We start from the raw sequence: 13906 nt of genomic DNA, 5'->3' as shown, positions 1-13906 counted from the left end.
CTTGACTCATTTTATAAAAAACATCGCCAACAGTCAATACTTAGCAAAAAAAACCGCCTTCCTCCATTTCACGGAAAAGAAGACGGTCTGGAATTACAGATGATCAAATCGGAACCAGACAACCTTATTATCGGCAATACCAAAGTTGGCCATGTACTTGCTGCCTTTGTACACGACTTCCTTTTCTCCGGCTGCATCGCCATACAGCTTTTTCATTTCGTCGCTGCTGGCGTACATCGCCAAGCCTCGATTGGTCTTTAGTACGTCTGCGTCTTCCTGTGCAACGCCACCTAGCATAATCGATTGAAGCACGCCTTTTTTCACTTTAACGATCACTTGGGTGCGATTCACAAGCAGCATGCCCATCACTGCTTCACCCGATCCCGATGCCATCTGGTCAACGGTGTAGCTCTCTCTTGATACCATGTCCATGAAATCAGCCTTGTTTGGCTTTAGCAGCTCCATCGCTTCTTTGATGTTTTGACCTACATAAATTCCGTTGATGCCATACTCCTTTTGATTCTCAGGATCAAAAGAGTCTGCCGTCCCATTCTGCGAGGAACAAGCTACCAGCATCATGACGGCTAATGCGAAAATTGCCATTATGCGAAGCATTTTTCTACTATTCATAGTGCTCACCTACTCTAGCCCGGTATATACACCGATTATCTTACCTTACCCGTCAGCTAGGAGCAAGGAGAGTCTTATTCTCGAGGGCCGCTTACCTTTTGGCGTGGGCGATTGGGAGGCTGATTGTTGCTTACGTTTTGTTTGAAGCCCTCTAAAATCTTCAACAAAGAGGCAAAAAACGGAGAGCCAAAAACCGCTACAATTCCCCAGAGCCACGTACCGACTTGCCAGGAGTTTTCCACATAGGCAGAAGCGGCACCCGTCAGGATCATGGCCGGATCCAAGCCGAGCATCCCAAATATTCCGCTCGCTGCTAAAACAGAAATAAGCAGATTGAAAAATCGTTTGTGATGCATGAGTCTCGCGGCGTGATTGTGATCTTCCCAGCAGTCGTTTCTCGCTTCATAATCCGTAGATAAAAAAGGGATGACAGACTTGCAGGCTTCTGTTACTCCTGCGGCAGCACTTGATACAGCTGTAATATAAATTAAAAATGCGATAGAAGAATCCAGAGTGACCATCCTTTCCCCTCCCCTATCATCATATATATGGAGAGACGAGGACAACTTGCTTAGAAAACATGGCTGCATTTATTCCTGGTGCGAATTTTCTAAAAAGTAACTACATCCTGTTCCCGACTAGCCTGTTTTGCTGTAACATGAGAATGGTATTCTACATAAAGGAAAGGTGGTCATTTTCCATGCAAGATCAAGCTTTCATTTGGAATCAGTACGATTTGATTCGTGGTATGACGCTGGCTACACTCGCAAGCATCGGCGAAGAAACTGCAGATATCATTCCGGAAAATTTTCACAATAACATCCGCTGGAACCTGGGACATATCCTTCTATGTCAAGATTTCCTGTTATTTGGCCCTGCCGGAGTACAGCTGCCACCAGCCTACGGTGCCTTGTTCGCTCCTGCCACCAAACCCGCCAATTGGCAAGGGGATATTCCTTCCTTGGAGACATTAGGTGCTCAATTGAAGGAACAGCCATCTCGCATCAAGGAAGCATTGCAAGATCGATTGAATGAGCCGTTGCCACAACCATTTCAATTGGGCGATAAAGGCACCATTTACACCTATGGCGAAATGCTGACTTTCACACTATTCCATGAAGGCATGCATATGGGATGTATTTCCGGATTACGCAAAGGAATCGCAGCCGGTTCCAAATAGATTAGCTCAGAACGTGGGAAACAGCTCCCGCGTTCTTTTTTTGATACCAAAGCCTTGCAAAACGGAAAACCGCCCCCAAGAAGGGAGCGGTCCTTTGTCGAGCCCAATTGCTTTTATGGGGTCCTACCGGTTATTCTCTTTAGCACTTCAACCTCCATAGTAGAGAAAAGTTATCTAAAGGAATCGGTTTTCGCCATAGCGACTTTCGTCGACTGCTTGATCATCGTTATCCACGGATCTTCGCCTCCTGCAAGGCTTTGCGCCGGTTTAACATGAATCATCGGGCTCGACAAAAATTAGTATGAACCCTTTTTATAAATATATACACCTCGCTTACAATAAATCTGCAGCGAGCTGTGCGAGTACGCTGCGCTCCCCTTTTTCCAGCCGGATATGACCGGCTAGCTTTTGGTCCTTGAACACTTCGACGACGTATGTCAACCCGTTGTTGCTTTCGTCCAAATACGGATGGTCGATCTGCTCCGGGTCGCCCATCAAGACGATTTTTGACCCGTCGCCTACTCGAGTCAAAATCGTTTTGACCTCATGCTTGGTCAGATTTTGCGCTTCATCGATGATGATGAATTGACCTGGAATGGAGCGTCCACGTATATAGGTCAAAGCCTCTACCTGCAAGCTCCCCATTCCCGCAAGTATTTTATCCAGATCGCCAGGACGCTTTGTGTTGAATAAATATTCCAAATTATCATAAATCGGTTGCATCCACGGCCGCAGCTTCTCTTCTTTTTCGCCGGGCAAATAACCGATGTCTTTTCCTAATGGAACGATAGGACGTGCCACCAGCAGTTTTTTGTATTTTTGCTGATCCTCGATTTGCAGTAAACCTGCGGCCAATGCCAGCAGGGTTTTTCCTGTTCCGGCCTTGCCCGTCATGGTGACGAGCGGAATGTCATCCCGAAGTAATAATTCTGTAGCCATGCGCTGCTGCACGTTGCGGGCTCGAATTCCCCAAATCGGATCATCATCTGACAGCAGCATCTCCAATGTCTTCCCATCATTGTCTACCTTGCCGATTGCCGATATGGACGGGTTTAACTCATCTTTTAGCACCAGAAATTGATGGGGATAAAAACGGTAACGAGGGAAACAGGAGGCTAACTGCAGTTTTCTTGTAGTGTAATACGTTTTGATGATCTCGGAAGCCACCATCATTTTTTGATACCCTGTGTAAATACTGGAATGCTCTCCGACGACTCGATCGGAAAGAAAATCCTCCGCGGAAATATTCAAGGCATCGGCTTTGACCCGCATCAATGCGTCCTTGCTGACGAGAATGACAGGACGAGGCTGCGGGGCCAAGTTCTCTTCTTCCTGCAAATTCAGGGCAACCGCCAAAATACGGTTGTCGTTCGTCATCTCTGTAAATTGCTTTTGCAGCTTGTGCAGGGAGGAGTGGTTCAGCTCTACCCGGAATAATCCGCCCGTCTCCAGCGTGATACCGGTATGCAAGTGCCCCAATTCCCGAAAGCTGTCTAAAAGCCGCGATACGTACCGAGCGTTGCGGCCAATTTCATCCATGTACCTCTTCTTGGAATCGACTTCTTCCAACACCACAGCGGGTATGACAATCTCGTTGTCAGCGAAGGAAAACATCGCCCGTGGATCTTGCAGGAGTACGTTGGTGTCCAGTACGTAGATTTTCTTCAAAATCTCGCCTCCTAATACCCATCTTATATACCCTATGCAATTTTTGGAGGGATGCTCAAATGCGGCGACGTGATGTACTAAAGTCTATGTTCGGTGTCCCACAGATAGACGGACCATTGGCAGAATGAAATTAGACAGGCAGGAACACAATACTTGTAACCCTGCCCTCCGAAGTTCAAGGAAGGCAATTTTGGGAAAGGGAGAATGCCTGTGAAACGGATTGTAATCGGCTGCCTCGGTGCTTGCTTGCTGCTAACTGCATGCATGTCGAGCAATAAACCACCGGCGAATCAGGCTGCGCCACAGCCCAACCAGCAAGCGCAACATACACAGCGCGTACAACAGACTGCCCCTGAGCCGCGATACAATCAATCTTCTCAAGCGACAGCTGATCGTCTCGTACAGCTGGCCACTCGCGTGAAAAAAGTGCATGGCGCTACCGCTGTCGTGATTGGGAAAATGGCTGTCGTCGGGATTGATGTAGATGCTCATCTCGATCGCCCAGAAGTCGGAGTGATCAAATACTCCGTTGCTGAAGCCCTCAAGGAAGATCCTCAGGGCGCAAATGCAATCGTCACCGCTGATATTGACATTGTGCAGCGTCTGAAGGAAATGTCAGCTGATATTCGCCAGGGACACCCTGTCTCCGGATTTGCTCAAGAGCTAGCGGATATTGTGGGTCGCATCATTCCGCAGCTGCCGCGCAATGTCCAAAAGAAGGAAGAGCCTACTACGAAGACAAATGAACAACGGATGAACAAGGATGGAAAAGCAACCCCGCATGGAAATGATAAGATTAACGTTAATCGTGGGACCACACCTTGATGTCTAGGGTGCTCCTGTAAGAAAACCTCTATCGAGGCTTTCTCAAGGGGGTGCGACCGCGTTTAGCGGAAAGTTTCACCGAAGTAATGCCGGGAGCGGACGCTGAGGTACCTTGTCATGCGCTCCAGAATTTATAAACCTCGTGCTTATAAATTCTTATACGTAAAAAGAAAGAGGCATTCCCCTCAGGCTAAGCCCGGGAGAATGCCTCTTTTACTTCCTCTATTTGTTTGAGCGGCGGCAGATTTTCCAATGCCTGCTTCAAATCTTCAATCAAATCATTGACGTCCTCCAAGCCGGCAGAAAGACGGATTAATCCATCGGTAATTCCACGTGCTGCCCGCTCTTCTGCTGGCATCGCCGCATGTGACATGGTCACAGGATAGGAGAGTATTGTTTCGACTGCTCCAAGGCTAACAGCCACAATCGGGAGCTTCACCCGATCAAACAATGCCTTTGCCCGCTCACGGCTCCCTACATCAAAGGAAAGCACGGCGCCATGCCCGCTGGATTGACTCGCTTGTACCTGGTGTCCAGGGTGCTCCTTCAAGCCTGTATAATAGACGTGCGTAATTTCAGGATGTGCCGCGAGCCAATTCGCCAGCTGCTCTGCTGTGTTTGTACTGACATCCAGTCGCGCCTTGAGCGTTTTCAGTCCTCGCATTACGAGCCAACAATCCTGCACACCCAGAATGGCTCCCATGCCGTTCTGGATAAAGTACAGCTGTTCTCCCAGCGCAGCATCACGAGTGACAGCCAATCCGGCGACTACGTCGCTATGTCCACCAATGAACTTGGTTGCACTGTGAATGACAACGTCAGCACCTAGCTCCAAAGGGCGCTGGTAGTATGGAGTCATGAATGTGTTGTCTACAATGACCAGGACGTCATGCTGTTTGGCAATCCGGCATACGGCTGCAATGTCTGTCACTTTCAACGTTGGATTGGAAGGTGTTTCCAGATAAATCCCTTTTGTAGTTGGTATAATCGCCGCACGGACTGCTTCTATTTGACTCGCGTCTACAAAAGTCACGGAGATGCCCATTCTCGATAATACCCTGGTTAAAAACCGAAAAGTCCCCCCGTATACATCCTCTGCCACTACCACATGGTCACCTGCTGAGAACAGCATGAATACACTGGATATCGCAGCCATCCCGGAGGCGAAAGCAAAGCCGCGTTCTCCCCCTTCCAGACCTGCAATCGCTTCTTCAAGTGCAGCTCTGGTGGGATTGCCCGAGCGCGCATAATCAAACGTTCCCGGTTGGTCCAGATCTGCCTGATGAAACGTGGACGCCTGATAAATCGGGACGGACGATGCACCCGTGATTGGATCGAAGCACGAAGTACCATGTAATACCTTGGTAGCAAAGTTCATCGTAGCGCCCCCCCTACAACAAGGCTTGCATCCAATGCTTGCGTCAGATCAGCAATCAGATCATCCGGATGCTCAATCCCTACCGACAGTCTCAATAGTCTGTCGCATACCCCCACATATTCCCGTACCTCTTGCGGAATGTCCGCGTGTGTCTGTGTCGTAGGATATGTACACAACGACTCTACCCCGCCCAAGCTCTCTGCAAAAGATACGATTCGTAAATTTTGTAAAAACAGTCCTACCTGTTCAACCGACCTTACCCGAAACGATACCATGCCACTAAACCCGCTTGCTTGACTTTTTTGCACGTCGTGACCAGGGTGTTCGGCAAGCCCCGGATAAAAGACCTCAGCAACTGCCGGGTGCTCTTTGAGCTTGGCTGCTACAGCAAACGCATTTGCTTCATGCCGCTCCATGCGCAGAGCAAGTGTCTTTATTCCGCGAACCAAAAGCCAGCTATCTTGTGGTCCGAGCACAGCTCCAATGGAATTATGCAAAAACCTCATCTTTTCAGATAACTCCGCTCCCTTTGTTACAATTAACCCTGCAAGAACATCATTATGTCCTCCCAAGTATTTCGTTGCACTATGAAGCACGATATCCGCTCCCAATTCGAGTGGGCGTTGACAATAGGGTGTCATGAATGTATTGTCTACAATCGTCATCAGCTCGTGATTCTTTGCCAGCTGTACTACTTCTCGAATATTTGTTATCTGCATCAATGGATTTGTAGGCGTCTCTACAAAAATGGCTTTTGTTTCCGGACGAATCGCATCCGCTACTTTTTGGATGTCTCGCAAATCTACATACGTAAATGTCAGCCCATACCGTGAGAGCAGCTGCTCAAACAAGCGATAGGTTCCGCCGTACAAATCGAGCGATACGATCAGGTGGTCACCTTGGGAAAACAAGCCCATAACGGTATGAACAGCAGCCATTCCAGATGCACACGCGAAGCCGGCATCACCTGCTTCTGCTTCGGCAATCGTTTCCTCCAAAACAGAGCGGGTTGGATTGGCTGTACGGGTATAATCGTATCCGGTACTCTGTCCCAAGGATGGATGGCGATAAGCGGTAGCATAATATACCGGGAAGTTCACCGCCCCAGTCATTTCATCTTTTCCTACGCCTGCCTGAACTAATTTTGTCTCCAAATGCATCTAATTTCTCTCCCTCCAATGGTGTTCGAGGGGCATGAAAAAAGCCCCCTTTCCTCTGAAAGAAGGCTTTGATTACGTTTCCGTAAGCAAGACCTTCTCATCTTTCAGAGTTTGAATAACTCTGCAGGAATTAGCACCATTATCTCCCTGTATCATGAATACAGGTGATTGGTTGCCGGGCATCATCGGGCCAGTCCCTCCGCCGCTCTGGATAAGAAGATTGCTATTCAATTTGATTGCTTAATACTAACGGATAGTCCGCTTTGTTGTCAACAAGATTTTCCACAAGGTTTTTTCATACTTACTTTGCGTTTTTAAGAGCCGTCATCACTTGGTTATCCAGCTTTGCCGCCGCATTTTTATCGTACGTTTTTTCATATTGGGGTTCAACGGAAATACGGGAACCATAAAACATGATGTCTCGAATCGTTTCAATCGTGATCTCAACCATCGCAAGCTTGAGGGGAACCTCTTCTAAACGCTCTGTTTTGAGAACAGCTTTTCCGTTAATCGCAAACGAAGATCCTGCCCCGATCAGATGGAGTACCACTTGTGGTTCCTTCGCAATGTTTATCAATATGCGCGAACGATTGTCCACAGCAAAACGGATCGACTCGACATTCGGCGCATAGGTCCAAGACAAGGAGCTGAGCGACGGTGCACCCGATTCATGGTCAATTGTACCCAAAGTAATGAAACGCTCCTGTTGCAAGAGCGCAAATAATTCTTCAGACAATGATCGGGAAACAGTTTCAGCCATTCCGATCCCTCCTTGTAAAGTTTTGTATACCTATTGTACCTCCCTGCATGAGGATAGGCAAACGTTACCTCGGTCCCTTGATTCTAGCAGGACATTTCCCTTAAACTGGTAGAAACCTAAGTCCCATTACGGATAAGGAGGTTTTTCGTATGTCACCTACAGACCGCATGCTAGCGCAAATTGATCAGATGCTACGAGAGCTACACGAAGTTCGCGAATTGAATGAACGGATGCATAAAATAGCCATGTTTTTAGAAGATATCCGATTGGCTGATGTCATACAAAACTATACAGCCCCGCGCAAGCTGCTCTGGATTAATTTCCTCGCAGGTCTTGCCCGGGGTCTTGGTTTAACTATCGGAACAGCCATTGTTCTCACGCTTCTTGGCTCACTGTTGACACAATTTCTTTCTGTCCCGATCATCGGTGATTTTATTCGACAGCTGGTTGAATATGTTCAATCCTATCAAAAGCCGTAAGAAAACCTCTATCGAGGCTTCCTCAATGAGGAGTGACCGCGTTTAGCGGAAAGTCTCCATGCGTTCCGGAATTTATAAGCGTCATATAAATTCCTTATTTGTCACGATCCTTATCGTCATCGTCATCGTTATCGTTCCAGTCCTGGCCATGCTTCTTCCAATATCCATACGCATTTCCATTGGGAGGATTATCTTTTTGCTTCCCTTTTTCCTTTTTGTCTTTTTTGTCCTTTTTATCTTTGTCATCATCGTCGTTATCATCATCATGATCGCCCGGCTTGACGACTACTTTTGTACTATGGAAAATGTCTGCCTGCTTCACAAGCTTGTCATCCTGATACAATTCAAAATGAATTGTTTTTGCACTGTAGGAGCGATTTTTGAATGACAGCTCGATATCAAATTCCCCTTTGTCATTCGGCTTGACTTCCTGCTTCTTTCCGTCTGGAGCGATCACGATTAATTTTGTTTTCCCTTTTTTGGACCAGCCTGCTACAGCGCCTTTGATCTGTACCTTATCATATTTCGGGTTAATAACAGCTGTTCCTGTGATTGTATAAGCTTTTGCTTCTTCTTTCACAGGAGCATTCACGATCTCTACATCTACAGATGCTGAGTCGATTTTTTTGCCGTCCTTGTAAAGCTCGACAAGCGCTTGGCTAGGTCCTGCCTTTACATCCTTCAACGTCACGGAGAAGCTGCCAACACCATCCCACAGCTTCTTGACGTTTGCTTCTTTTTTCTCACCGTTGTAAGTCACATAGGCTTTGTCTGCACCTTGCTTCACTACACCCTTAACCTTCAGCTCTTCTTTTTTCGCATCGAGTACTGAAACGGTATGGATAATCATGTCTGCTTCTTCGACAGCCTGCGGGATAAGCTCTACCTTTTCACTGTCAACGAGCGCCTTGCCCTCATAGGCATTGATCGTCACGTACGTTTTCGTAACCGTGTCTAATGCTGCAAAGGTAACGGTAAAGGAGTGCTCGCTTGTAGGTACGACGTCGATGGTACCTCCGTCCGGCTTGGTAACTACTACCTTGGTTACCTCTGGCGTCACAATTCCTCTAATATATACCTTGTTATCTTTTGTCTGGGCGCTTACACTGACAATTTCCTCTTTGGATTCAGCCAATCGCACTTCCAGCCAAATATCGCTGTAGTATTGGTTGTAAATGCGCTCCCATTCTTCCTTGTTTTCTTCCATATACGTTTGCAGCTTTGTATTCAGATGAATGCTGTCCACAATGATATACAGATGGTCTGCCTGGTTTTTCAGGAGCATGTTCAGAGTGGTCGGATCGTTCTGTGCCAATTCTTTCAGATTGTAGCGCGTCACTTGCTTGCCTTCGTCGTTCATAACGACCTTGGTGGCGCTTGGCGAAGCAATTGAGCTTGCATTTGCCAAAAATGGTGTAACCCCACCGATAATGGTCGCCGCAGCTACAACTGCTAAAACAGGCTTGGTCATATACTTTTTCATTGGTGAATCCCCCTTCTATACTGCCAATATCATTTTGCTGCTTTGGGCACAGTTACTGACGCCAGAGGGTTGGAAAAAGTTGCATTGGTAGATAAAACAAGACTTAGTACCTACAGAAAAAAGCTCCTCTCAGTATAATTTGAGCAGCTTGGCTCAATACTGGAGGAGCTTTTCTTTGAACTTATTGATTAAACCTTGGTTCGCTTTCGATAGTCATTAGTAAGGATTCTACCATTTCCGCGGGGTATCGACTTTCCCAGGGCCCCGACTCTGCTAGACCGAACAATACATACCAGCCGCCCTCTTTTTTATATCCGAGCTCACGGCACAAGTGATCCTCTTGGAGCAGTTGGTGAAAAAAAGCAGCCGTAGAAAGTGCAGACTGATCTGTCGGTCTGGCGTCTGCAACCACTTGGATTTGCAGCCAATTAATCAGGGCGTCTTCCCGTTTCATGTGAATGCCTCACTTTCTTTGGGGTTGCTCTGGCTTGATTCGGAGCTTGACAATGACCAGAATCGCGATTGCTACCAACATTGCACTCTTCACTGGTAGCTGTACGTCCAAAATAGCGAAAATAAGTGCTCCTGCAAACAAGAGAACATACAGTAAAATCGTCTTGAGGATCGGCATCCGAATCCGAGTAGCGAAACCCAAATAGTAAACAAGAATTAATTGAACAAACAAGATCCATGCCCGATTGTGATCAGCCCAGAGTCGAAAGCTGTCAAAAGCAGACAACTGATCTGGATTTGCTGGTACATATGTAGAAGCAAGTTGTACCCAGTCCATAATATCCCCTTTCTGTTGAGCACACGACTCATCTTTGCTTACACAAGCCGCGTAAATATTCCACCAGAGCACCCAAGGCGGGATAGTCAAAAGGGCCTGTCCACTCCCCTTCTTCGTCCCGTTCACTATATACATGACAAAATGTATAGATCTTCCAGAATGAAGCGAATAGTCACTTTCTGAAGAGACAGTCGCTCTCCATGCAACCGCCTATCGGACCTGACTTCCAGTCCTTTTGCGACACTTCTGTTGGTGCCCGGTGCAGCATATCAATATCTACCATTTTACTTTATCAGGTGGCCGTTGCCCTGTCAAAATTGGAAAGTGTACGATCAGCGACACTTGCAGGCTGGCACGTCGAAAGTTGGACATGTTATGATGATGTCACTTACAGAAAAAGGTGGGAACCAAATGAGCCTGTACGATATTTCCGTGAAAACTATTTCCGGAGAAGAAAAAACATTGGCAGACTATAAAGGGAAAGTGCTCCTCATCGTAAATACGGCGAGCCAATGCGGATTGACCCCTCAATACAAAGGCTTGCAGGAATTGCATGAGCGTTTCCATGATAAGGGTCTTGTCGTACTTGGCTTCCCTTGCAACCAATTTGCTGGCCAAGAACCTGGCACCGCGGAAGAAATCGTCGCTTTTTGTAATCGAAACTACGGGGTTACTTTCCCACTCTTTGCGAAAATTGACGTAAACGGACCAAATACTCACCCTCTGTATCAATTCCTCAAATCAAACGTACCTGACGGAGAAAATGAAGACATTGAATGGAACTTCGCTAAATTCCTCGTCGATCAAAACGGGAAGGTTGCAAAGCGGATCGGCGCTCGCGTCCAGCCCGAGGAAATCGTGGCTAATATCGAAGCCCTTCTCTAAGTTTAGACGCCGTTTCGTTATTTGTAAGCAAAAAGCCGCACAGTCCCTCTTCAGGATGTGCGGCTTTTTCATATACCTTGCAAGCATTATGCTTGTGGCTGTGCTTCCCAGCGTCTTTGCTTTTCATAGCGCTCGCGGTCTGATTTGTTCAGATGCTTTTTGCGCAGACGAACGGACAGAGGAGTTACTTCACACAGCTCGTCATCATTCAAGTACTCCAACGCTTCTTCCAGCGTCAGGAGACGTGGGGTTTTCATCTTAACCGTTTCATCCTTCGTTGCAGAACGTACGTTGGTTGCATGCTTTTCTTTACATACGTTTACAGTCAGGTCATTATCGCGGTTGTGCTCCCCAACGATCATACCTTCATATACCTCAGTACCTGCCTGGATAAACATGATTCCACGGTCTTCCACGGACATCAGGCCGTATGTGGTTGCCGTACCGGATTCATGGGAAATCAGAACACCTGCGTGACGACCTCCGACTGGCCCTTGGACCAGTGGGCGGTAGCTGTCAAACGAGTGGTTCAAAATGCCGTATCCGCGTGTAATGGTCAAGAATTCAGTACGGTAGCCAATCAAGCCGCGGGATGGAATGATAAATTCCAAACGAACTTGTCCAAAACCGTTATTGATCATGTTTACCATTTCCGCTTTGCGTTGTCCCAATGTTTCCATGACAGGACCTGTATATTCTTCTGGAACGTCAATCACCAAAAACTCGGCCGGTTCCATTTTTTGTCCGTCGATGAGACGTACGATTACTTCTGGCTTGGATACTCCGAGCTCAAAACCTTCACGGCGCATATTTTCCACCAGGATGGACAGATGCAATTCGCCGCGTCCAGATACAACAAATGCATCTGGTGAATCGGTTTCTTCCACACGAAGAGATACATCCGTCTCAAGTTCAGCCATCAGGCGATCGCGCAGCTTGCGGGAAGTAACATGCTTACCTTCGCGACCGGCAAACGGGCTGTTGTTGACCAAAAATGTCATTTGCAGGGTAGGCTCATCGATTTTGAGGAGCGGCAATGGATCTGGATGATCCACATGACAAACCGTTTCCCCTACGTTAATATCAGCCAAACCGGCAATCGCTACGATGTCTCCAGCTTTTGCTGTTTTTTGTTCAACACGCTGCAAGCCAGAAAAACCGAACAGCTTTTGAATGCGCATTTTCTTTACTTCACCATCGCGAGTGGTAACGGAAACCATTTCGTTCAGGTTCATCGTTCCACGATAAATACGACCAATACCGATACGACCCAAGAAGTCGTTGTAATCAAGCATGGTTACTTGCATTTGAAGGGGAGCATTTTCATCTGCGTCAGGTGCAGGCATGTGTTCAATAATGGTATCAAAAAGTGGGCGCAGATCGCCTTCCAGCTTGTCTGGCTCCATACCAGCGATCCCTTGCAGTCCAGAAGCATATACAATTGGGAATTCCAGTTGATCTTCTGTTGCGTCCAGGTCAATGAACAAATCGTATACTTCGTTGATTACTTCTTGTGGGCGGGCATTTTCGCGGTCTACTTTGTTCACTACAACGATTGGGGTTACTTTTGCTTCCAAAGCTTTTTTCAAAACGAAACGGGTTTGTGGCATACAGCCTTCAAATGCATCGACAATCAGCAGAACGCCGTCCACCATGCTCATGATTCGCTCAACTTCTCCACCGAAGTCCGCATGACCAGGTGTATCTAAAATGTTAATTGTAAACTCTTTGTATTTTACCGACGTGGTTTTAGCCAAGATGGTAATTCCGCGTTCGCGTTCCAGGTCATTGGAGTCCATCATTCTCTCCTCTACCTGCTGGTTGCTGCGGAACGTGCCCGATTGAATCAAAAGTTTGTCAACCAATGTTGTTTTCCCGTGGTCAACGTGGGCAATAATGGCGATGTTGCGTATGTCAAGACGCTTCATGTGAACCTCCTAGTTTAAGCATACCATTCATATTAACAGGTCGTGAAACTTGGCACAATGGGTAGTTTTTACGGCAGCCACTTCCAGAGTAGTGTGACGCAATTTCATCATACTAAGTGATGGAGGTGTCTACCCATGAAATTGAACGGGCTTATTTGCTTTGCTGGTCTTATTGCCGTTTCTACAACCATGGCTGGGTGTGCAGTGCCCCATACACAAAATGCAGCTTATCCGAATTCACCTGCCACTCCACAGCCCCACGCACTCGGTTTAAATCCCGCCGCAAAAGGAATCAATGCCCATAACTATCAAAATGGGTATACGTCCAATGGATTTAATCAAAACTTGACCGAGCAGCTAACGAAAGCCGCTGATGACGTACCAGGCGTGGATCGAGCAACGGTAGCAGTGAGTGGGACAGATGCTGTTATCGGCATTCGTGTTCGTTCGAATTTGGGTGAACCTCAAGCTCGCGTAATTGAGCAGCAGGTGCACGCAGCGGCTCGCTCCGTAGCACCAACCTACAATATCCGTGTAAGCTCGGATTTTAATATGTTCAACCGAATACGCGCGATCAATGCAGACATCTATCACGAATCCACAAACCGCCTTCATAACGTTTACATGGATTCGAACGCTACCAATAAAGTAACGAATACTTCCACGGAGTTTCGTGAGCTGCTTCACGACATGGGGACTATTGGCCTTACCCCAACCCGTTAATCAAGGGGGAGCTTGTA

General features: G+C 47.2%; 15 protein-coding genes and 1 riboswitch. Of the genes, 5 read left to right on the top strand and 10 right to left on the bottom strand.

Features of this window, described 5'->3' with window-relative positions:
- Nucleotides 1–93: 93 nt before the first annotated feature.
- Both SB752_RS10520 and SB752_RS10515 read right to left on the bottom strand, forming a co-directional pair.
- Entirely contained in the window at nucleotides 94–630 is a 537-nt protein-coding gene (locus SB752_RS10520; RefSeq protein ID WP_410715612.1) for a hypothetical protein, read from the bottom strand.
- Between the two features lie 74 nt (nucleotides 631–704).
- Nucleotides 705–1151: a hypothetical protein gene (locus SB752_RS10515; protein WP_410715611.1), complete on the bottom strand. Its 447-nt coding sequence runs from the start codon at nucleotides 1149–1151 to the stop codon at nucleotides 705–707.
- Nucleotides 1152–1330: 179 nt separating this feature from the next.
- On the opposite strand from SB752_RS10515, the gene SB752_RS10510 reads away from it, so the two are divergent.
- Nucleotides 1331–1810, top strand: a complete 480-nt coding sequence (locus SB752_RS10510; protein WP_410715610.1) for a DinB family protein — start codon at nucleotides 1331–1333, stop codon at nucleotides 1808–1810.
- 333 nt (nucleotides 1811–2143) lie between these two features.
- On the opposite strand, the gene SB752_RS10505 is transcribed toward SB752_RS10510, so the two are convergent.
- On the bottom strand, nucleotides 2144–3478 hold the full coding sequence (locus tag SB752_RS10505; RefSeq protein WP_410715609.1) for a PhoH family protein: 1335 nt from the start codon (nucleotides 3476–3478) through the stop codon (nucleotides 2144–2146).
- A gap of 204 nt (nucleotides 3479–3682) precedes the next feature.
- Here SB752_RS10505 and SB752_RS10500 point away from each other — a divergent pair, with 204 nt between their 5' ends.
- Nucleotides 3683–4303, top strand: coding sequence for a YhcN/YlaJ family sporulation lipoprotein (locus SB752_RS10500; RefSeq protein ID WP_410715608.1), 621 nt, complete (start codon nucleotides 3683–3685; stop codon nucleotides 4301–4303).
- A 190-nt stretch (nucleotides 4304–4493) separates the two neighbouring features.
- On the opposite strand, the gene SB752_RS10495 is transcribed toward SB752_RS10500, so the two are convergent.
- The 3 genes from SB752_RS10495 to SB752_RS10485 form a co-directional block, all read right to left on the bottom strand.
- Complete coding sequence (locus tag SB752_RS10495; protein WP_410715607.1) at nucleotides 4494–5681, bottom strand: trans-sulfuration enzyme family protein; 1188 nt, start codon at nucleotides 5679–5681, stop codon at nucleotides 4494–4496.
- On the bottom strand, nucleotides 5678–6841 hold the full coding sequence (locus SB752_RS10490; RefSeq protein ID WP_410715606.1) for an aminotransferase class I/II-fold pyridoxal phosphate-dependent enzyme: 1164 nt from the start codon (nucleotides 6839–6841) through the stop codon (nucleotides 5678–5680). The genes SB752_RS10495 and SB752_RS10490 overlap by 4 nt, the downstream gene beginning before the upstream one ends.
- 94 nt (nucleotides 6842–6935) lie before the next feature.
- Nucleotides 6936–7059: riboswitch (SAM riboswitch) on the bottom strand.
- An 83-nt stretch (nucleotides 7060–7142) separates the two neighbouring features.
- On the bottom strand, nucleotides 7143–7601 hold the full coding sequence (locus SB752_RS10485; RefSeq protein ID WP_410715605.1) for a pyridoxamine 5'-phosphate oxidase family protein: 459 nt from the start codon (nucleotides 7599–7601) through the stop codon (nucleotides 7143–7145).
- Between the two features lie 149 nt (nucleotides 7602–7750).
- Between SB752_RS10485 and SB752_RS10480 the strand changes: the two genes are divergently transcribed.
- Nucleotides 7751–8080 carry a DUF5665 domain-containing protein gene (locus SB752_RS10480; protein ID WP_213022756.1) on the top strand — a complete coding sequence of 110 codons (330 nt, stop codon included), beginning with the start codon at nucleotides 7751–7753 and terminating at the stop codon, nucleotides 8078–8080.
- Nucleotides 8081–8174: 94 nt separating this feature from the next.
- On the opposite strand, the gene SB752_RS10475 is transcribed toward SB752_RS10480, so the two are convergent.
- From SB752_RS10475 to SB752_RS10465, 3 genes are all read right to left on the bottom strand, one after another.
- Nucleotides 8175–9563: a hypothetical protein gene (locus SB752_RS10475; RefSeq protein ID WP_410715604.1), complete on the bottom strand. Its 1389-nt coding sequence runs from the start codon at nucleotides 9561–9563 to the stop codon at nucleotides 8175–8177.
- Between the two features lie 181 nt (nucleotides 9564–9744).
- The gene (locus SB752_RS10470) at nucleotides 9745–10017 is read right to left on the bottom strand and encodes a hypothetical protein (protein WP_410715603.1); all 273 of its coding nucleotides are present in this window, start codon (nucleotides 10015–10017) and stop codon (nucleotides 9745–9747) included.
- 9 nt (nucleotides 10018–10026) lie between these two features.
- Nucleotides 10027–10353 (bottom strand): YlaH-like family protein, encoded by a 327-nt coding sequence (locus SB752_RS10465; RefSeq protein WP_213022759.1) that lies wholly within the window; start codon nucleotides 10351–10353, stop codon nucleotides 10027–10029.
- Between the two features lie 411 nt (nucleotides 10354–10764).
- On the opposite strand from SB752_RS10465, the gene SB752_RS10460 reads away from it, so the two are divergent.
- A complete protein-coding gene (locus tag SB752_RS10460; RefSeq protein WP_410715602.1) occupies nucleotides 10765–11238 on the top strand; it encodes a glutathione peroxidase in 474 nt (157 codons plus the stop codon).
- An 86-nt stretch (nucleotides 11239–11324) separates the two neighbouring features.
- Here the strand turns inward: SB752_RS10460 and typA are convergent, their stop codons facing one another.
- Nucleotides 11325–13166 carry a translational GTPase TypA gene (typA, locus tag SB752_RS10455; RefSeq protein WP_410715601.1) on the bottom strand — a complete coding sequence of 614 codons (1842 nt, stop codon included), beginning with the start codon at nucleotides 13164–13166 and terminating at the stop codon, nucleotides 11325–11327.
- 135 nt (nucleotides 13167–13301) lie between these two features.
- Between typA and SB752_RS10450 the strand changes: the two genes are divergently transcribed.
- Nucleotides 13302–13889, top strand: a complete 588-nt coding sequence (locus SB752_RS10450; protein ID WP_410715600.1) for a YhcN/YlaJ family sporulation lipoprotein — start codon at nucleotides 13302–13304, stop codon at nucleotides 13887–13889.
- The last annotated feature ends 17 nt before the right edge of the window (nucleotides 13890–13906 follow it).

The sequence above is a fragment of the Brevibacillus sp. SIMBA_040 genome (genome assembly GCF_046535075.1).
Classification (GTDB): Bacteria; Bacillota; Bacilli; order Brevibacillales; family Brevibacillaceae; genus Brevibacillus.
This window is presented reverse-complemented; position numbering and strand designations above follow the sequence as displayed.